The organism is Virgibacillus halodenitrificans (assembly GCF_001878675.1).
Classification (GTDB): domain Bacteria; phylum Bacillota; class Bacilli; order Bacillales; family Amphibacillaceae; genus Virgibacillus_Q; species Virgibacillus_Q halodenitrificans.
Map to the genome: position 1 here is coordinate 3,246,569 of NZ_CP017962.1, position 21,123 is coordinate 3,267,691.

Here is a 21,123-nt window from a genome sequence, read left to right on the forward strand (position 1 = left end):
AAATTAACAACTAACTACTAAAATAATTCAGAAACTTCACTTAGGTACTTTTCAGCTATTACCTCTTCGGTCATATTACTTACAGTTTCTCTAGCATTGATTACAACCTTTAATCGCATTTTATAATCCATACTGGTTATTTTATTAAAAATTTCTACCAACATATCAACTGATTTTGGCTGTGATAAAAATCCATTAAATCCGTCAACAATAATGCCATCAATCCCCTCTCCTTTTGATCCTATTGTTATACAACCTTTTGCCATCGCTTCAAGATAAACTAATCCAAATGTCTCAGGGGAACTCACCATTGCAAAAATATCTGCCTGCTCCATATATTTCAAGACAATGTTTCTGGGTTGTTCCCCCATAAAATAAACTAAGTGCTCAATTTTAAGGTCATTAACTATTTTTTCTAATTCCTTTCGTTCTATTCCATCTCCAAATATAAACAGTTTATAGTTCTCTCTCATTTTTAGTTTTGAAAAAGCATATATAACTGTATCTACATTTTTTAATTTTATTAAATTACAGGCAACTACTATAGTTCTAGAATTGTGTATTAATTTCTCTCTTAATATATCTTTTGAAATTATGTCATTACTATTTATACCAGACTGAACTATAAAAAATTCTTTATTTTCACTGTCGCCATTAAATAATGCTAGATACTCCTTCTTTATTCTTTCAGATCTGAATCCAATTTTATTGATAATTCCTTTTAAATTATTATATTTCTTGAAATTCCTTCTTTTCTTCAAATAATCTATATCAGAATTATGCAATACGACAACAGTTGGTATCTTAATTTTACTAACAATATTATTAGCAATAATAATCGCCGGATCTAATATGTGACACACAATAACGTCCGGGATATATGATGATGTTATATCATTAAATATTTTATTTGACACCGTTTTAATTTTTCTAGTAACATATTTATATTTTGGTATTCTTAATATCGGATATCTATAAACATCTACCCCTTCAATAGTAAAATGTCCCTCTGAATTACTTTTTTTTACAATCTCACTATTAAAGCCGAATACGCTTGGATAATAAGTCCATAATCTAATTACTTTTACATTATTACCCTTTTTATTCCATTCCTTCGCAAAGTTATGTATTGCGTATGGAACTTCGCTTCTGGGTTGATCCTCATATCCGGGGTATAAGGAAGTTATTATTAATATATTCACTGTTTCCTCCAAATTTTTTTACTACTTTTACTTATGTCGATTCATATAATCAATAACCTTTTTCATCTGCCCTTCCCAGCTCTGATCGTTACCAAGGTGACTCCGTACTCTTTGTTGTAAATCTTTTTCTTTTCTCGTTTCCTTATACAGCTTAACTATAGTATTCATATCAATAGGTTCTTCATTTAATTCAACTCTTGTTGCATAAGGAAAATCATCGCCTATAATTTCCTCTCTCCAACCATATATAAAAGGGATTCCTTTAGCCAAGTATTCAATAGTTTTTAATGCTGAGCCAAAATACGAACCGACTCTATGATTGGCAATAGAACCTATTCCAATATCCGCTTTATCGTATACTTCATCTAATTCTTTACCAGAAAGAGGTTGATAAAATATAAAACTTTCATTATACGGGCTAAATTTTGCTAGGCTTTTTGTACTTTCTAAATGTGTACCCACAAAATGGACAACAAAGTCCCACTCTCCACCCATTCGTTTATAATTATTAATCCCTTTTATTATTCTATCTAACCCGTGCGCCTTGCTTTCAAATGCAACTGATACCAAATGGATTTCATTTTCCGACTTTCTTATAACACTCGGGTTATGGACTGGTATTGCATCAATATCCACTGCATTTGATATCTTGACCGTAGGTCTTTTCCAAATTTCTTTCATATTATTCATCGCAGCAACAAAATCTATATAGCGATAGGCCCCTTTAGACCATAACCAATCAGTTAAGTACACTGGAGTCATTATAGATAGACCTTTTTCATATGAAGGGTAAGAATGAGCTTCAATAACAACATATTCTCCCACCTTTTTTGCACATTTAAGCATTTTTAAATAAGAGGAATCGAAAAAGTGATATCTAGCATAAATTAATTTAAAACTTTCTTTTTTTTTCTTTAAATAATCTGTACAAAAAGTAATTAATAATTTCCTTCTAATTATCCTTTGTATTCTATTACTTTTTATAGGATAAGTTTTTTTAGTAATAATACTACCATCGCTATTAAATATAGCAACGCCGTCTTTTATATATCCTGAATAAACAACGTTATACCCTAATTTTTCAAAGGCTTTGATTTGAGAATTAACCTTTTTAGTTATTCCAGCCGTTAAATCATACACTTTAGCATTTGTATAGAAAAAGATACTTTGCATTAGCTTCTCCCTTATGTTAATAAAAATTAAGTACCAATTTTATATATATTTTATATATATTTCCTTCATTCTTTGTAAAGAATTATGAATATCAAATTGATTAATAATTTCATATGCATTAGTTACTAATTTCTCAGCAAGCCCTTTTTCACTTATTAAGCGATAAATTCCATTAGCAAATGATTCCTCATCTTTAGGCTCACAAAGTAAAGCAGTTCTATTGTCAATTGCATAATCCAATATCCCGTGCCTATTAGACGCAATTACGGGTATACCTGAAGCCATAGCTTCTATACCAGCTATGCCCAAGCCTTCCCAAAGGGAAGGGAAAACAAAGATATCAGACGCTTTTAAAATTTCATTAACATCAGTCCTGTATCCCATAAAGATTACTTTATCTTCTACTTTTAACTTAGAAGCTAAATCTCTTAAATAACTTTCCTGTTCTCCGGTACCACAAATTACATATCTAAGTTTAATATTTCCTAATTTGGCAATAGCCCTTATAACAACTTCATGATTTTTACGTTTGGTAAGATCTCCTACCGAAGTAAGAACCAAATCATCCATAGGGATATTTAGTTCTTCCCGTTTTTCTATCTTGTTCAACTGTGTTTTCATTCTCATTTTTTTTAAATCTAACCCTATCCCAGGTATAGAATAATGCTCTTTCACTTTAAAGCTCTTTGCAGTTTGGTAATCCTCAGTATTAATAGTAATTAAGGCATCAGTATATCTAGCCATAAACCTTTCAATGGGGTAATATAATAACCAGTTAATTATTGGCCCTCCATGACAGAAGTGAAATCCATGTGCTGTATAAATTACTTTACTCCCTCTTTTTCTAGTCTTTCGGGATGCCAATCTTGCTAGTATTCCACCCATAGGAGTATGACAATGAATTAAATCGTACTTTTGATTATCAATAATACTTTTTAATTCTTTGTAAGCTACTATATTTTGTAACTTATATGGTGATCTTTGAACTTTTATATTAAATTGCTTATCAACATACGGAACAATTTCATCTCCATTTGCCGCAACATGTACGATACACCCTTGATCTTTTAACCATTTTAAATACGGTAAGTGAAAAGCATTAAAATGTCTATGAACATTTGCCACATATAAGATCTTCATACTTCCTTCCTTCCCAAATAACCAATTTAAATCAATATTCTAGTGAGGAGAAATACCTCTTTATAGGCTCCAATATAAATAACCTAATTTTTCTGCATCTTTTCTGCTAAAAATTCCTTTGATATCGATTAAAACATAAGGTAATTGTTCACTTGCATTTTCAAACAATTCATTACTTGCTACTAGAATATTCTCAAGGCCACTCTCTTGAGTTGCAGCTACTTCATTTAAAGCCACTATATTATGGTTTTCATATTGTTTGTAATGCTTTTTAATATTTGCTAAATGCATAATTGAAAACTCCTCGTGTGGTACAGCAAACACTACAGCATCCATATTAATTACATCTTCCATTTTTTTAAGTTTTATACCATAGTGATTCCACACTTCTTCTTCATCAGCGATTGGATCTACTACTGTAATATTAATACCATAACCTTCTAGCTCTTTAATTATATCAATGACTTTTGTATTTCTTGAATCAGGGGTATTTTCTTTAAATGTAATCCCCATAATGGCAACATTAGACCCTTTAACGAGCTTGTTTGCTTGAATAAGTTTCTTCACAATATTTTCAGCTATAAATTTCCCCATATCATCATTGATTCTTCTGCCAGACGCTATAATTTGTGAATGGTATCCCAATTCCTCTGCTTTATATATAAAATAATAAGGATCGACTCCAATACAATGGCCACCTACAAGACCAGGCGTAAACTTTAAAAAATTCCATTTTGTTCCCGCAGCCTCTAGTACTGCACTTGTATCAATGCTCATTTTATTAAATACTATTGATAATTCATTCATAAAAGCTATATTAATATCTCTTTGGGCGTTTTCAATCACCTTCGAAGCCTCAGCAACTTTAATAGATTCAGCCCTATATACACCAGCCTCTATAACTAATTCGTATACTTTGGCAACTATTTCTAACGTTTCTTCGTCCATACCCGAAACAACTTTTGTTATTGTTTCTAATCTATTTACTTTATCCCCTGGATTAATCCGTTCTGGGGAATATCCTACCTTAAAATCCACTCCACACTTTAGTCCGGATTCTTCTTCTAAAATTGGTACACATATATCTTCTGTCACTCCTGGATATACAGTAGATTCAAATACAACCACAGAACCTTTTTCAAGGTTTCTCCCAACCGTTTTACAAGCACTGATTATCGGAGACAAGTCAGGTGTTTTATCAGTTGACACAGGGGTTGGGACAGCTACAATATGAAATTTACAGTCCCTTAATTCCTTTTCATTTGATGTGAAGTGTACCTTTGATTTTTTTAAAACTTCATCCCCTACTTCATTTGTTACATCTATTCCAGCAAGGTAACTTTCAACCTTCCTCTGATTAATATCAAACCCTACTACTTCTATTTGTTGTGAAAACGCTACTGCTATAGGCATACCTACATACCCTAAACCAACTACAGAGACTTTTTCCTGTTTATTTACAATATTTTCATACAAATTCATATATATATCCTCCTAATATTTAGTACTATTAATGTTAATTATATAAGAATATAATTAACAGCTCTTACTAAAATATGGTTCTTTTTTGAGACTTGTAATCAAAATTCTATCACCTTAGAAGATAATCTATATTCTTCTTGCTGGAGCCCCAATGTATGTTCCAATCACAGTTATATTTTTTACCACCACAGCACCAGCACCTATGATTGTCCCACCACTAATTCTCACATTATTACTTATTACACTTCCAATTCCTAACCACGAACCCTGCCCAATTCTAACCGTTCCTGCTAAACGAGCTCCCGGTGATATGTGAGTATAATTCTCAATATTATTATCGTGATCTATTGAACAACTAGTGTTTATAATGCAACCTTTACCTATTCTAGTACAGCAATTAATAACTGCTCCCGCCATTACAACTGTCCCAACTCCTATTTCTACTTGTCCTCCAATCACTGAACTCGGGTGAATTAAAGTTGGAATAGTAGCACCTGATTTTTCAAGTACCTCATGAATCTGTTGTCGTGTAGTATTATCACCAATACCCACAAATACTTCGTATTCATCTATGTGCGCAGAGACACTATCTGATGTCCCAATAACCTCTATTCCCATTGATGTTTTAATTCCAACATTATCATCTAAGAAAGCGATCTTCTTCCATTTATTCATTTTCATTGCTATGTCCGCAACAACTTTTCCGTGCCCGCTGGCACCGATTATTAAAAGTTTGTTTTTCATATTTTCATTCTGTCCTTTTTGGTTCCCTTAAAAGGTTCAATCGTAGCAGCAGTTTCTGAATTAATGCCCTCTCTGACGAAAACCTTTTTTATGGTTAAAAAAATTACCTTCCAATCTTCAATGAATCTTACATTGTCCACATACTCAACATCGAGATTAAATTTATCTTCCCAACTAATCGCATTTCTACCACTAACCTGCGCCAAACCAGATAGCCCTGGTCTGACTTCATGACGTCGTTTTTGATGATTGTTATACAACGGTAAATACTGCACCAATAATGGCCTAGGGCCAATAATAGACATATCACCCTTCAAAATATTAAAAAGCTCCGGTAGTTCATCAAGAGATGTAGAGCGTAATAACCTACCAAACTTTGTCAGCCTTATACTATCTGGCAGTAACTCACCTTTATCATCTCTTTCATCCGTCATAGTCCTAAACTTATACATCATAAAAATCTCTTCATTAAGACCAGGTCGTTTCTGCTTAAACAGCACAGGGCTACCTAACTTCGTTCTCACAAGTAATGCAACTATTAGTAATACTGGACTCAGAACAATAATAGCTATTAAAGAAAGTATAAAATCCATCGGTCTTTTTACAAACCTTCTATAAATACCACCTTTGGAGTTCTTCATTATTCTAACCACAACCCTTTAATAGTCTTAACGACTCTTTCTAAGTCCTCATCCGTCATCTTCGTATCAGATGGCAAACATACACCATTCTCAAACAATTTCTCCGATACACCTTCGCCAACAAAGTCGTATTTCTCAAAGAATGGTTGCATATGCATTGGTTTCCAAACTGGCCTTGACTCGATATTCTCTACTTCCAATGCTTCAAAGATATCGTTCGGTCTCACTTTACCAGTCAAAGTCATCGAACTTAACCAATAATTTGGTTCATCCCAGTCATTTCTAGGCATAAACTTAACGCCTTCAAGTTCACCAAGCTTTCTCTTATAAAACTCAAAAATGTAATTCTTCTTCGCTACTCTCTGATCTAACACTTTAAGCTGTCCTCTACCAATCCCTGCAACAACATTACTCATTCGATAATTAAACCCTAATTCGCTATGTTGATAATGCCTTGCTTGATCCCGGGATTGAGTGGCCCAAAATCTTGCCTTAGCAATTCTCTCTTCATTATTAGAAACCAGCATACCTCCACCAGAAGTAGTGATAATCTTATTTCCATTAAAAGAGAAGATGCCATAATCTCCAAAACTCCCTGTATGCTTACCTTTATAGTATGTACCTAAAGACTCAGCAGCATCTTCTATTACCGCAACATTATGTTTCTTGCAAATTCCCATAATCTTATCCATATCAGCAGATAAGCCATATAAATGAACAACAATAACTGCCTTTACTTCTGGATATTTCTCAAAGGCCACTTTCAAGGCTTTAGGACTCATATTCCAAGTTTCATAATCACTATCGATAAAAACTGGATTTGCATTTTGATAGATAATAGGATTTGCAGTGGCAGAAAAAGTAAGTGTCGGACAGAAAACAATATCCCCTTCCCCAACTCCTGCTGCTTTAAGAGCTAAATGAATAGCAGCTGTTCCTGAAGACAGTGCTGCAGCAGATTTAGAACCAACCTTCTTAGCAAGCTCTCTTTCAAATCCATTTACGTTTTCACCAAGGGGTGAAATCCAGTTTGTATCAAAAGCTTCCTTTATATATTGCATTTCATATCCCTCATCACTCATATGAGGTGAGGAAAGATAAATTTTTTCGTTTATTTGATTAGTTCCCAATTAGAGTCTTCCTTCCTATTTTGAATAAGTTAATAACTTTAGTAGATTAGTACTTAATTGGATCCAGAAGTTTTAATCCACTTAACTGCTAAACTACTAAAAACATCAGGCACCGACAACTTTTCTCTCTGCTTCTTCTCAGCACCTCACTAACAGTTCAACTAGATGATAAACAAGCCCGAAAGGGCAGTAACAATAAGTTAAATAAAACAGGGCATCTAACCCCACCTCACGCCACACTCCTGACAACAAATGTGTCTAAGGTCTTTAACCCACAGCACAGTCGAGTATATCCATTGATAAAGGTAAGGACACATCACCTATATATGTAATCAAGCTACGAAGTAGCCATAAAAGTCATTAAGTGCCGCAAGGCACCCCAGTTTATGTAAAAACAAAAAAGTATAAAAAAGTCCAATTACTATGTTTAACCATCCAACTAGTGGGGTATATAATTTAGGTACCGAAGGTAAAACATTAACCCTTATCAAAATTATATAAGTTAATATTGTTCCAAGCATTACACCCAAACACACATAAAAGGGCTAAGACACACCAATATGTCCAACCCTCCATGCATTCACCTAAATAAACGATTGATTAAACATTTATAACACCCATAACAAGCACAAAGTATCGCCCTAAACCGCAAGGTTTAGCAACTGCAATTTTTTATAAATAAACTAACATGTGACCGCAAGGTCACCAAGAGGCTAAAATTAAAGATTAGGTTAAATAAAACACCCTAAACCTCAATCCCACTAGCCCTCTCCCTCAAATAAGCCAACAATTCATCCTTGATCTCATCATTCTCCAAAGCCAAATCAATTGTCGTCTTCACAAAGCCAAGCTTTTCACCAACATCATAACGCTTGCCTTCAAAGTCATATGCATACACTTTTTGCAGCTCATTCAACATCTGAATCGCATCCGTCAATTGAATTTCGCCACCTGCACCAATCTCCTGCTTATCCAAAAAGTCAAAGATCTCAGGAGTGAACACATATCTTCCCATAATTGCTAAATTTGATGGGGCAGTACCCTGTTCAGGTTTCTCAACAAAATTATTTACCTGATAACGTCTGCCTTCAGCAGTACTCGGGTCCACAATTCCATATCGATGTGTTTCTTCCATCGGCACTTGCTGCACACCTACAACTGAACTGCTTGTCTCTTCAAATTGCTCGATCAACTGACGCAAGCAAGGTGTCTCAGATCGCACAATATCATCACCAAGTAATACAGCAAATGGCTCATTGCCAATAAACTTACGTGCACACCAGACTGCATGGCCAAGTCCTTTTGGTTCTTTTTGTCGGATATAGTGAATATCCACTTGGGAAGGCTGCTTTACCTTTTCCAGTAAAGTAAACTTTTCTTTTTTCACCAGATTATCTTCCAGTTCAAAGTTATTATCAAAATGATCCTCAATCGCACGCTTACCCTTACCTGTTACAATAATGATATCTTCTACCCCAGAAGCCACCGCTTCTTCGACAATATACTGAATCGTAGGCTTATCAACAATCGGCAACATCTCCTTAGGCATCGCCTTCGTAGCAGGAAGGAACCTCGTACCAAGCCCCGCCGCCGGAATAATCGCCTTCTTCACCGTCCTCATAACACAACCCCCATTACCTATAGTTTGTTGTTAGTGAGTGCGGTTCCTGGTGAAAGAGTAACCTCTACTTAGCGGAGAAAAAATACGCAGACTCCTGGGGGAGCAGAGGCCTAGATGAGACCCCACAGTGCGCAACAGAAGTTGGAAGGCTAAAACCGCGCCGTCCTGTCGCAACGCCTTCATGACCAACATCCTGTTGCCCCGAGGCTCATCAGCCGCCCCCGGAAAGCGAAGTATTTTTTCGCAGCGGTAATTGCTGCATACTCTTATTTACGAACCCTTCACACTCAACAACGTCTTCTCCATAAACACAATACCCATCAACTTATCCTTCAACTCAACCGCATCATAACCCTCAAACCGATCAATCAAATCAAGGAACAACGCCGCATCCACGTCCATCGTCCGACCAACATAAATCTTCTCATACACCGCACCAGGATGAACCTCATCCTCACCAAGCAGCTCCTCATACATCTTTTCCCCAGGTCGAATACCAGAGAACTGTATCGGAATCTCTTCCTCCGAGTAGCCTGATAGTTTAATAAGATTCCTTGCCAGATCGACAATCTTTACCGGCTCACCCATATCCAAGACAAAGATCTCGCCACCTCTTGCTAGCGTCCCTGCCTGAATTACTAGTCGAGATGCTTCCGGGATTGTCATAAAGTAACGAGTCATTTCCGGATCGGTTACTGTTACTGGGCCACCTTGTTCAATTTGTTTCTTGAAGAGTGGAATCACACTGCCTCGGCTTCCGAGTACATTCCCAAATCGAACTGCGACAAATTTCGTCTTACTTTTTCTTGCCATATCCTGAACAACCATTTCGGCAACACGCTTGGTTGCCCCCATTACATTTGTCGGATTCACTGCTTTGTCTGTCGAAACCATTACAAAGGTGCTGACACCGAATGTATCGGCAGCTTCTGCGACATTTTTAGTGCCGACGATATTATTTTTCACTGCTTCATGCGGATTGTATTCCATTAACGGCACATGCTTATGTGCAGCCGCATGATAAATAATCGCTGGCTGCTGTTCTTTAATGACTTCAAATACACGGTCACGATCCTGAACATCCCCGATAACAGGCACGATTTCAATGTTGGCATCCTTGTATCTATTACGTAATTCCATATCAATAGTATAAATGCTAAATTCGCCATGTCCGAATAGCACAATTTTGCCTGGATTGAATTTCATGATTTGTCTACAGATTTCTGAACCGATCGAGCCACCTGCCCCGGTCACCATTACCGTATTGTCTGTCACATATTCCGAGATTGCGTTAATATCCAGCTTAACAGGCTCTCGCCCAAGCAGATCCTCTACCTCGACATTTTTCAAATGGCTGACAGAAACTCTTCCTGTCATCAGATCCTCAATTTTTGGGATCATCTGCACCTTGGCTGTTGTTTTATTACACTGTTCTACAATTTTCTCCAATGCGCCATTCTTTAAGGAAGGAATCGCAATCACGATATGCTGGATATCCAGATTTTTGACAATGTTCGGAATTTCTTTCACAGTACCTGCTACAGGAAGACCAAACAATTGCATCTTTTGTTTATTTATGTCATCATCAACGAAAGCCACTGGTAACAATTCCTGATTGTTATGATCGTTCTTCAGCTGCCTTGCAATCATCGCTCCCGCAGAACCGGCACCAACAATTAATGTACGCTTCTGATTTTCCGCTTTTGCAATATAACGGTCACGATAAATACGCCACAGAAAGCGGGAACCACCAATTAAGGTAATATGCAGCATCCATGTAATAAGTAATGCTCTACGATAGACCGCAAAGTCATTAAACAGATATTGCACAATCCCTGCCGCAATAATCGACAGCGTAATGGCCTTCACAATCGCTATTAATTCTCCAATACTCGCATAGGCCCATACTTTGTTATACAGCTTATAAATAAATGCGAAAAGATGATGAAAGACTAATAGAGCTATTGCACTAATAATGATCGCATCAAGCTGCGACACATTTGTCGAAGGATATACAATCCAAGATGCGATAAAAATCGCGGTACTGACGATCAGGGAGTCGAGAATGATCAACAATGTCAGTCTTGTTCGATATGTCAAAGCCTTCGCTCCTTTCCCGGTTGGATAAAGTGTTCAAACAATTTAATAACCTGTTTCCGTTGTTTAATGCCAACCTTCTTATATATGTTACTAATATGTATCTTTATAGTTCCTTCAGTTAAACCTAGTATACTTGCAATCTGCTTATTCTTTAAACCCTTTTTTAATAGATAGGCAACATCAATTTCTTTTCTAGTTAGATTTATTGCATTATCTTCTAAATAATAAGTGAAAATTTCTTTGTGTTCTTCCTTCATTTCGCCAAGCATCTGCATCAATGATTGTACCACTTCCCCAGGTAAAAAGGAACGGTTCTTTTGCATATTTTGTATTATTTTAACAATAGAGGGAATCATAATTTCATCTTTCCATACGATGTGATCGATTCCACGCTCAATCCATTGTATCGCTTCTTCTTCCATAACAGATTCCAATAGAGCAATAATAGTGATCCGCTCTCGTTTTAAAGTTTCCAATTGTTCATCTCGTTCATCATCCGGACAACGTTGAACATCAGCAATACAGATTACCGGGTCTGTCGTAAGCAGCATTTTGTAATCATTAGTTGCATAATAAATCGAAATATCAGGAAATTGCTGTCGTAATAATTCGTATAAATCCTCTAAGTATGTCTGTCGCAAAGTGTTTGTCTGTTTTTCTTTCATAGGCACCCTTCATTCTGTGAGATAATTTACAATTGTTTCCACAGAATATAATACTAAATACCCAGTAATATTTTAAGTGACTTTTGTAAAAAAAAGTCATATTCTCGTAAACCCTTTCACCAGTACTCTTTTTTGGAAAACAAACCCTTTAAGAAATCGATAACACGTTTACGACTATGAATATTTAATTTATGATACAAATCACTTATATAATTTTTTATGGTGCCTTCACTAAGGTAGAGCTTTTGAGCAATAGACTTGTTTGTCTCTTCTTCCATGAGCATATAGGCAATTTCAAGTTCCCTTGGTGTTAACACCACTTCCAATGTAGCCAGTTTTTGCCTGAGAATCTCTTTTTTATCATACTTGTATTCCCTTATTTTTTTTGCAAGAATACGTGCCACTGGTCCGGAAATAACCATTTCTCCACGTTCCGCTTCACGAATGGCCCATATCAACTTTTCACCATTGAGGTCCTTTAACAAATAACCATCCGCTCCTACATTAAACCCACGTACAATAAGATCCTCATCCGCAAAAGTAGTAAGCAAAATAACCTTGACATCTGGGTAACTTTCTTTTATATCAAGTGTTGCTCGAATGCCATTTACATGTGGCATGTGTATATCCATAAGAACAAGGTCCGGTTCATACTGCTGAAATTTCGCTATTGCTTCTTCTCCATTCGTAGCTACCCCTACTACCTGAATGTCATCTGTTTCAGCCAGAATAGCCATGATGCCATCTGTAAATAAACGTTGATCATCTACCAAAAGAACTTTTACCAATCGACACGACTCCTTCGCTTCTTCATCACCTTTCTTCCATTATAGACAAAAGGGCGTACAGAAAGATGTACACCCTTTGTTTTACTTACTAAAAAAGACCTAGAAATTTCTTTTTCTTTATCATGGAGGGTTCCATACGATTGATGTTTTGGTTATCAACAAGTAGCTGACTGTTCTCCAAGAACATATAAAAATAATCCGCACCATACTCTTTTTTCAATAAGTGAAATGCCTCGTCCATACAGAAACCACGGCTCTTTGTATTATGTGCATCAGACGCAATGAAATGAGTCAGGTTTGCTTCCATGATCTGGTTCGTAAATTTTTGTATGTTTTTCCCAAACTTACCAACAAAACTGGCCGCTGTTATCTGGGTTAGCGCTCCATTTTGTACAAAGTGATACAGCATACCTGGATGCTCTAGCAATTCTGAATTCCGTTCTGGGTGTACAATAATCGGGGTATAGCCTGCTACTTGAATATCGAACAACATTTGCTTAGCATATCGCGGTACATGATTCGAAGCAAACTCCACAAAGACATACTTGGAGTGATTTATTGATAGCATAATTCCTTCATCCAGCTCTTTCAGTATATCTCCATTAATACGAGTTTCCTGCCCTGGTAAGACATGTAATGGAATATCATGCTCAACTAAAAGCGCGTTCAGCACCTCAACAGATTGTACAATTGTATTCTTTTCATTATCATATTTTCCATTCCTGTGGTGTGGTGTCGCTACAATAGTATGGACCCCCTGGTTTACAGCAGCCTTAGCCATCGCAAGGCTGTCCATCTCTGTCTTCGCTCCATCATCAATTCCTGGCAATATATGACTGTGTATGTCAATCACATGCTTCCCCACCTTATAGACATTTACTATTTAATGATAATTATTTTTTGTATATTTCAGTATACAAGAGTATATAACTGTTTACAACTAATCTTCTTAACAAAAAATAGGTCTTTTAGCTTGATTATTATATCATATAATGAATTATTTGGAAATAATAGTAAAAGAGAATGTGAGTTTGTACTAATTAGTATTCTCATTACAAGATAACAGTTTCCAAAATAACTATTTTACTTTCTCAGTAAAATACCTCTCTGCATTTTATACAGAGAGGTACAATTTAATTTGTTCCATAATAGTAATAATAGTTTGAGCCTTTTTTTTCACGATCATTCAATACAGTACCAAGCAATTTCGCTTTTGCAGGCTCCAATGCTTCCTTCGCTTTTTGAGCAGCTTCCAGTTCTGTCTTTTTACTTCTGATAACCAAAAGTGTTCCATCTACAATATTTGCAAGGATTTGTGAATCTGTAACAGCAAGCACAGGAGGTGTATCAAAGATCACCATGTCATAGGATTGCTTTGCCTCATCCAAAAAGGTTTGCATTTTTCGTGATGCCAATAATTCAGATGGGTTTGGAGGAATCGGACCACTGGATATGACATCTAAATTGTCGACATCTGTGCGATTAACTGTTTCCTCTATCGTATGCTCACCAACAAGGATATTACTTAACCCACGTAAATTGTCTAGTCGAAACGTATAATGTACTGTCGGTTTACGAAGATCCGCATCAATAAGCAATACTTTTTTACCTTGTTGGGCATAGACAACCGCCAGATTGGCTGTCGTCATTGACTTACCTTCTGAAGGACCAGAAGAAGTTACTAGCATGGAGGTTAATTCTTCATCAACAGAAGCAAATTGTAAATTTGTCCGTATTGTCCGGTATTGCTCGGTAATCGGTGACTTAGGATTTAGCTTTGCAATGAGATGCCGCATTTTATTATTAGGTCTAGATTGATTTTTTCGCCGCGCCATCAAAGCCACCCCTTTTCATACGCTGTGTTTGGAATTTAAATTGATCTTCCCGAACATCTGCATCATCTATATGGGAGATGATACCTAATACAGGTAAGCCAATCTTATTTTCTATATCTTCCTCAGTTGTTATGGTGTTATCCAAGTATTCAAGTAAGAAGGATATCCCAACACCCACCATTGCACCTATAACAATTGCGATAGCTATATTAAGCATCGGATTCGGCGCTACCGGTGATGGGTTATCACTTAATTCAGCTTGTGACAGTACGCTAACATTATCAACATTCATGATATCCGAAATTTTATCTTGGAAGATGGAAACCGTTGTATTTGCTAATTGAACAGCTAATGCTGGATCTTCATCAGTTGCAGTAACAGTTACCACCTGTGAATTCTGTTCACTGGACACCTGTAGCTTCTCACTAAGCGCACCTGCTGTGTATGGTAAATTTAACTCATCAACGACTTCTTCTAATATTGCGGGACTCTTTATGACAACATTGTATGTATTAATAATCTCAACGTTTGTGCGAATATCATTAACATTATATTGTACATTTGGATCCTGCTGACCCTGGTTAACAATGAATTGAGAGCTGGACTGATAGGTCGGTGTCAACACAAAATAACTAATAATCGCAGCAATTACTGCTGCTCCTAATACAAATGCAATGATAAGCAACAAGCGTTTCTTTATTACCTCGAAGATTTCCTTCAAGGAAATTGTTTCCTCCATTTTTGTACCTCCATATTCCTTTTACACTAAGCTGGTAAAATATAAATAATATAAAATTGCATTCTTTTCGACATTACAGTTAGAAATTATACCATATCTTCCAGCAATGCAATATATGTTTTTTTCAAAACTTGGTTAATTTTAGTTGATTTTTACATTTAGAGGGGGGATTTTGTAGAGTTTAATAGATTGAGGTCTCTTTGCGGGTGGGCGATTCCTTATTTCTGACAATATAATAGTATTCCCTCCATAAACAGGATTAATATTACAAGTTCATTACAAATTCCCTATATATCTATATTTTTCCTTCTTCTACTTATATAATAGAGTCACTTCTTAGAAAAAATGGAAGAATAAATAGATAGATTTGTGAAGGGAGAATCATCGATTGGCCAATAAAAAGATTATTATGTCGGTAACTGCAACTGCAGCGATAGCCGCAGCGGTAGTTGGCGCAGAGGAAGCAGAAGCAGCGTCTCATAAGGTTCAAAGTGGAGATTCATTGTGGTCAATAGCCCAGCAGTATAACACCAGCATTTCACAGTTACGCTCCATCAATGGAATTTCAGGAGATCTTATTTATCCAAACCAAATCATAGAAACAGATAACGAGCAATCATCCAACTCTAATTCAAGCAACAGCTCAAATACTACTAAACCATCTACTAATTCAAACTCTACATATACAGTAAAAAGTGGCGATACACTAAGTGGAATTGCCTCAAAACATAACATTTCTCTAAGTAACTTAATGAAATGGAACAACCTTGACACCACGCTTATCTTCCCCGGAAATGTTTTCGTTGTAAGCAAGAATGGATCTTCGTCAAGCAGCTCTAATTCAAGTTCTTCTGGAAGCTCAAGTAGCGGATCAAGCAAGCCATCAACAGGCTCATCCGAAGTATACGTTGTTAAATCCGGAGATTCTTTATCACGCATCGGCGCACAATATGGTGTGAGTGTATCCAACTTGAAGAAGTGGAACAACCTAAACTCAGACTTAATCCTAATCGGACAAAAACTAAGCATTAACGGAAGCACAAGCGGAAGTAACACAGGTTCAAGCTCAGGATCCAGCAGTTCTAACAGCTCAACAGCTACTAATGTCGATTACAATGTGAACAAGCTTGTAAGCACAGCAAACAGTGTTATGGGCACGAAATATGTATGGGGCGGATCTACTACAAGCGGCTTTGACTGCAGCGGATTCATCTACTATGCATATAAGAACGCAGGCAAAAGCGTAAGTCGCTTATCTACAGACGGCTATTACAACCGTTCTTATCATGTAAGTAAGCCACAGGTTGGAGACCTCGTCTTCTTCTCAGGAACATATAGAGCAGGAATCTCCCACATGGGAATCTACGTTGGAAACAACGAATTCATCCATGCAGGAACCTCCACAGGCGTAACAAAAACGAAGCTAAGCAACTCATATTGGAGCAAGCACTTCGATAGCTACAAGCGTTTCTATTAATAGATTAATATTATTACATAGTAATGTAATAGCACTTATATTATAAGGAAGAACTCCAGCATGGCTGGAGTTCTTTTTTTGTTGGGGGGGTGGGTGGTGTGGTCTCTCATATTGGATGCGGGCTTTCTCATTTGAGCGGTGTGGTCTCTCATATGGACTGTGGGCTCTCTCAAATCAGTGGAAACTCTCTCATTCTATTCAAGAGTAATTTCATCTTTCACTAGTTGGCTTTTTATTCTCTATTCTTTTCCACTCCTATTCATCTTCTCATCCACCATTTTCGGTTGCGGCAGTCGTGATATAGCCCTGCTCCTCTGAGTATTCTGGTAATTGAGCTTTTTTCACTATATTGTAGCCAGTATTGAGCTTGGGAATTAGAAATAGAAGGACCGACTAACAGGAAATAATCAGCCAGTGCTTGCAGATGTGCTTTTTGATCTTTTTTCTGACAGTGATCGCATTTCCATGTATTGTGTCCTCGCACCATTTCTAGCCTGTTACAGTGGGAGCAATATATCCCAGGCACTAGATCAGACAGGAGGACACCATGCTCTTTAAGAATGTCTGCATTATATTCGCTGGAGGCTCGAAGCAGAAGTCGACCGATTTTTTCATGGGGGAGTTTTGTCTCGCTTTTATATTTCCTGTCTAAATCCAATACCTCTTTCGGAATATACTCAGCATGATGAACTTTCCGCGCAACCTCTTCCTCATCCCCTCTGACTTTAATAATTGTGCTCGGTTTACTAATTGCAATGAGCGGATAAATCGGTACCTCTGGATACCCTTGCAGTTGCAGCCAATGCTCCAGCTTCAACCTCTGAAGCTCCACCTGAGTAATGGGATAGCGGTAACCAACTTCATTTTCTCCATCCTCTCTAGAAAATTGTTTTAATGTTGTATTAAAAGTAACAATCCCTTTATTATTTTTGATTTCTACAAGATAGATGCCATTTTCACCAATCACAACTGTATCCATTTGAAAAAGTTTGCTTCGCAATTTCAAAGTAAGTTGATAAACAACAGTAAAATCTTCTGTCAAAAAATCAGTATGATAATCTACTAACCTCTCTCCTTCATAACCGTACATTTCTCTTGCTGCCTTTGATTCGATTTCCATTAATTTTGGATGATTTGGGCGGAGCCTTTGCAGGAGTGCTTCGTATTTCTTTAAAGAAGTTGGTTTGGTTCGTGTATTTAGCTTCATATTTTTCTCCTTTTTAAAGCTACTGTAGCACGGTTTGGGGAATGAAGCGAAAAGCCAATAATTGAATTTAAATGCTATATTGATGCTGAATTTCTAATTTTATTTGTAAGTTTTTCACTATCTGTTAAGGAAACAAAGTTCTTTTTAATTATTATAAATTTCTTTCTAAATCTTTCTTGGTATGTGCTATAATCTATTAAAATATAAGGAGGTGATGTGAGTGGAAAAGAAGGATCAAATAATAGAAATGCTGAACAAAATAATGTCCAGTTTGGAAGATACAGAAAAGCAGTTGGGTCAACGTGAAGAAGAGGAAGAGATAATTGGTTTTCAAGCAGCATCTTCTGCTGAAACAGAGGTTTTGCGGGAAGAGGTTTGGAAAATGAAAGTAGATATCCAACGCATCAAAAACACCTTAGGAATTAATAGCTTCTAGTTAATAAACTCACACATAAAAACACCACAATAGTTAATTAAAATCTACATAGCAAAAGGATGGGCAAAACCCCGCCCATCCTTTTAGAAATTTACTAGCATATGAGAGAACTTTTGTTTAAATGAGAGTCTTGCCTCCCTATTTGAGAGGGCATCCATCTTATTTGAGAGAACCGTCGTTTATATGAGAGAGCATCCATCTCGTTTGAGACAGCACCTGCCCCATATGAGAGACTCAGCCTTCCATTTGAGAAAGCTCTCTCATATGTGGTGCCGGCTCCCTCATCTAGACCGGCGGGGCATCTCATATTCGGGGCGGGCTCTCTCATTCGGCTCGATATGCTTCTTGAAATGGGTTGATGCTCTGCTGTTTGGGTTGGGGAGCTTCTTTAAACCATTCTCTATCATCATCTGTAAACTTTGACTCTCTTTTCGACAAATAAAAATAGCTATTATTCTAAGAAGGAATAATAGCTATTTTTATTTAATTTATTTATTTTTCACCACTTAATTCAACAAGAATTTTAGCTTGTGATTTATCGTTGGTCAGTGCTTCAAATCCTTTTTCCACAATATCATCCAGTTGAATTTGGTCTGTGATGATTCCTTGTGGCTTCAATTGGCCTGTCCCCATTAAATCAACCGTTTGTTGGAATGTTGTTGGTGTATAGGCAATGGTTGATGTTATTTTTACCCCTGTATTTGTCAGCTGAATTGGATTCCAGTTAATTTCTCGAGCAAAGATGGAGACAATCACCATGGTGCCTCGTGGTCTTGTAGACTCGATCGCTTGCTTGAATGTTGGTGCTACACCTGCAACTTCGAAGGAAACATCGACGCCCCCTGGTACAATTTTTTTAATTGCCTTAACAGCATCCTCTTCGCCAGAGTTAACTACATGTGTTGCTCCAACTTCTTTTGCTTTCTTCAAACGTGCTTCTGATAGATCAAGTGCGATGATTTTGCTGGCGCCTGCCGCCTTTGCTGCTATAATATTTACTAATCCAATTGGACCAGCACCAAAAACAGCAACCGTATCACCGAATTGAAGGTTGCTCTCTTTCACTGCCTGAACGGCTACAGCTGTCGGTTCAACAAGTGCACCATCCTGTAATGTCATTGTGTCTGGAAGCAAAAATGCGTTAGCTTCCGGAACATTGGCATAGGTAGTGAATCCACCATCACCATGCAAACCAATGAAGCTGAAGCCATCGTATGGGTCAAGGTCTTCTGGTTTAATGCCATAAGTAATGGTTGGATTTACCGCTACCCGATCGCCAACTTTCACATTTGTAACTTTTGCGCCTACTTCTTCAACCACTCCGGCAAATTCATGACCCATTGTGATTGGGGCAATTTCCCCTGTCAAAGGATCCTTTTCTTCTGTTGGCAGGAAGACCGGACCTTCTTCGTATTCATGCAAATCACTTCCGCAAATACCAGTCCAAGCTACTTTCACTTTTACTTCATTTTCTTTTAACGGCCTTAATTCTTTTTCTTCGATACGAATGTCTTTTCTACCGTGCCACACTGCTGCTTTCATGTGTCACCAACCTCCTCTGTTAATTTATCACTCTATTAGATAAGTTAGATGTACATCTCATCTTTAGTATAATACTACTTTCGATATTATTCGAGAAAACAGCTTGAAATCAAACAATTTGGTAAAAATTACTATAAAGTCATATTATTGGTATGTTGGTTTTTGGTGACAAAGAAGGACTGGAGATCATATCTAGTGGAAATCAAACCCCAAGAAAAGTGGCTCTATCAATCGGGTAGTGTGGGTATCTCATATTCGATGCTGGTTCTCTCATTTGGGTGGGTGCGTCTCTCATATGCGATGCTGGCTCTCTCATTTGGGTGGGTGCGTCTCTCATATACGGTGCCGGTTCTCTCATATTGGGCGCGGGCTCTCTCATTTGAGCTGTGGGTTCTCTCATTTGGACCAGAGCGTCTCTCATATCGGTTAATGACTCTCTCATTTAAGCTGGAACGTCTCTCATTCAAGCTGTCTTGTCTCTAACCCAACCGGCTCTTCATTCAATTTATCTTTTCTTCCACCATCTTCTGAAGCAGCGATCGTAATGCAGTCTTGCGCCTCGTAGCATTCGTGTAATGGAGCTCTTTTCCGGATGGTTTAACAAGTGCTGGGCGATCGAATTGGTAATATATGGGCCGACCAGGAAAAAATAATCGGTCAATGCGGCCAGGTGTGCGTTCTTATCTTTTTTCTGACAACGCGTGCAATTCCAGGTATTATGCCCGCGGACCATTCCCAGCATGCCGCAGTAAGGACAGCAGACGCCTGGCAGGAGGTCAGAGAACCTGAGACTATGTTCCTGAAGAAGATCAACTTCATGTGCTGATGAGGAACGAAGCAGGAGCTTCTCTATTTTTTCATGTGGAATGGTGTTTTGGCCTGTCTGCTCGGTCTTCAGGTCAATGATCTTTTTTGGAAGGTATTCTGCGTGATGGACTTTGGTTGCGATCTCCTGCGCATCGCCAATTACTTCGATAATGGTACTCGATTTGCTGATCGCGATGAGTGGATGAATGGGGATATTGGGGAAACCCTGGGCATGAAGCCAGCGCCCAAGTTTGAGTTGTTGAAATTCCGCTTGCGTAATGGGATAGCGATAGCCGACTTCCTTCCCGCCATCCCCTCTGGTAAATTGCTTTATACCCGTATCAAACGTGACAATGCCTGCAAAATTCTTAATTTCCACAAGATAGATGGCATG

19 protein-coding genes are annotated in these 21,123 nt (G+C 37.5%); 2 read left to right on the plus strand and 17 right to left on the minus strand.

The features are described from left to right. Positions 1-17: 17 nt before the first annotated feature. The 14 genes from BME96_RS16255 to BME96_RS16320 form a co-directional block, all read right to left on the minus strand. On the minus strand, positions 18-1,202 hold the full coding sequence (locus BME96_RS16255; RefSeq protein WP_071649623.1) for a glycosyltransferase: 1,185 nt from the start codon (positions 1,200-1,202) through the stop codon (positions 18-20). A gap of 27 nt (positions 1,203-1,229) precedes the next feature. After that, positions 1,230-2,375: a glycosyltransferase family protein gene (locus tag BME96_RS16260; RefSeq protein WP_071649624.1), complete on the minus strand. Its 1,146-nt coding sequence runs from the start codon at positions 2,373-2,375 to the stop codon at positions 1,230-1,232. A gap of 39 nt (positions 2,376-2,414) precedes the next feature. Next, positions 2,415-3,515, minus strand: a complete 1,101-nt coding sequence (locus tag BME96_RS16265) for a glycosyltransferase family 4 protein (protein WP_071649625.1) — start codon at positions 3,513-3,515, stop codon at positions 2,415-2,417. 60 nt (positions 3,516-3,575) lie between these two features. Next, the gene (locus BME96_RS16270) at positions 3,576-4,997 is read right to left on the minus strand and encodes a nucleotide sugar dehydrogenase (RefSeq protein ID WP_071649626.1); all 1,422 of its coding nucleotides are present in this window, start codon (positions 4,995-4,997) and stop codon (positions 3,576-3,578) included. Positions 4,998-5,123: 126 nt separating this feature from the next. Next, positions 5,124-5,741, minus strand: coding sequence for an acetyltransferase (locus BME96_RS16275; protein WP_071649627.1), 618 nt, complete (start codon positions 5,739-5,741; stop codon positions 5,124-5,126). Continuing rightward, positions 5,738-6,382, minus strand: coding sequence for a sugar transferase (locus BME96_RS16280; protein WP_071649628.1), 645 nt, complete (start codon positions 6,380-6,382; stop codon positions 5,738-5,740). Before BME96_RS16280 ends, BME96_RS16275 begins: the two co-directional genes overlap by 4 nt. Then, positions 6,382-7,464: a DegT/DnrJ/EryC1/StrS family aminotransferase gene (locus BME96_RS16285; protein ID WP_408068415.1), complete on the minus strand. Its 1,083-nt coding sequence runs from the start codon at positions 7,462-7,464 to the stop codon at positions 6,382-6,384. Before BME96_RS16285 ends, BME96_RS16280 begins: the two co-directional genes overlap by 1 nt. A 793-nt stretch (positions 7,465-8,257) precedes the next feature. Next, positions 8,258-9,133 (minus strand): UTP--glucose-1-phosphate uridylyltransferase GalU, encoded by an 876-nt coding sequence (gene galU, locus BME96_RS16290; protein ID WP_071649629.1) that lies wholly within the window; start codon positions 9,131-9,133, stop codon positions 8,258-8,260. A 270-nt stretch (positions 9,134-9,403) separates the two neighbouring features. Further along, the gene (locus BME96_RS16295) at positions 9,404-11,233 is read right to left on the minus strand and encodes a polysaccharide biosynthesis protein (RefSeq protein ID WP_071649630.1); all 1,830 of its coding nucleotides are present in this window, start codon (positions 11,231-11,233) and stop codon (positions 9,404-9,406) included. Continuing rightward, on the minus strand, positions 11,230-11,898 hold the full coding sequence (locus BME96_RS16300) for a helix-turn-helix transcriptional regulator (protein ID WP_071649631.1): 669 nt from the start codon (positions 11,896-11,898) through the stop codon (positions 11,230-11,232). The genes BME96_RS16295 and BME96_RS16300 overlap by 4 nt, the downstream gene beginning before the upstream one ends. Positions 11,899-12,014: 116 nt before the next feature. After that, on the minus strand, positions 12,015-12,686 hold the full coding sequence (locus BME96_RS16305; protein ID WP_071649632.1) for a response regulator: 672 nt from the start codon (positions 12,684-12,686) through the stop codon (positions 12,015-12,017). 88 nt (positions 12,687-12,774) lie between these two features. Continuing rightward, complete coding sequence (locus BME96_RS16310; protein ID WP_071649633.1) at positions 12,775-13,539, minus strand: tyrosine-protein phosphatase; 765 nt, start codon at positions 13,537-13,539, stop codon at positions 12,775-12,777. Positions 13,540-13,819: 280 nt separating this feature from the next. Continuing rightward, a complete protein-coding gene (locus BME96_RS16315) occupies positions 13,820-14,521 on the minus strand; it encodes a CpsD/CapB family tyrosine-protein kinase (protein ID WP_071649634.1) in 702 nt (233 codons plus the stop codon). Further along, the gene (locus BME96_RS16320) at positions 14,496-15,260 is read right to left on the minus strand and encodes a YveK family protein (RefSeq protein ID WP_071649635.1); all 765 of its coding nucleotides are present in this window, start codon (positions 15,258-15,260) and stop codon (positions 14,496-14,498) included. The genes BME96_RS16315 and BME96_RS16320 overlap by 26 nt, the downstream gene beginning before the upstream one ends. Positions 15,261-15,648: 388 nt before the next feature. On the opposite strand from BME96_RS16320, the gene BME96_RS16325 reads away from it, so the two are divergent. Continuing rightward, positions 15,649-16,737 carry a C40 family peptidase gene (locus tag BME96_RS16325; protein WP_083547498.1) on the plus strand — a complete coding sequence of 363 codons (1,089 nt, stop codon included), beginning with the start codon at positions 15,649-15,651 and terminating at the stop codon, positions 16,735-16,737. 259 nt (positions 16,738-16,996) lie between these two features. On the opposite strand, the gene BME96_RS16330 is transcribed toward BME96_RS16325, so the two are convergent. Then, on the minus strand, positions 16,997-17,944 hold the full coding sequence (locus tag BME96_RS16330) for a nuclease-related domain-containing protein (protein ID WP_071649636.1): 948 nt from the start codon (positions 17,942-17,944) through the stop codon (positions 16,997-16,999). A 220-nt stretch (positions 17,945-18,164) separates the two neighbouring features. On the opposite strand from BME96_RS16330, the gene BME96_RS16335 reads away from it, so the two are divergent. Beyond that, the gene (locus BME96_RS16335; protein WP_071649637.1) at positions 18,165-18,380 is read left to right on the plus strand and encodes a hypothetical protein; all 216 of its coding nucleotides are present in this window, start codon (positions 18,165-18,167) and stop codon (positions 18,378-18,380) included. Between the two features lie 492 nt (positions 18,381-18,872). Here the strand turns inward: BME96_RS16335 and BME96_RS16340 are convergent, their stop codons facing one another. Both BME96_RS16340 and BME96_RS16350 read right to left on the minus strand, forming a co-directional pair. Then, positions 18,873-19,922 (minus strand): 2,3-butanediol dehydrogenase, encoded by a 1,050-nt coding sequence (locus BME96_RS16340; RefSeq protein WP_071649638.1) that lies wholly within the window; start codon positions 19,920-19,922, stop codon positions 18,873-18,875. 505 nt (positions 19,923-20,427) lie between these two features. Continuing rightward, a complete protein-coding gene (locus BME96_RS16350) occupies positions 20,428-21,108 on the minus strand; it encodes a nuclease-related domain-containing protein (protein WP_071649640.1) in 681 nt (226 codons plus the stop codon). Positions 21,109-21,123 lie beyond the last annotated feature (15 nt).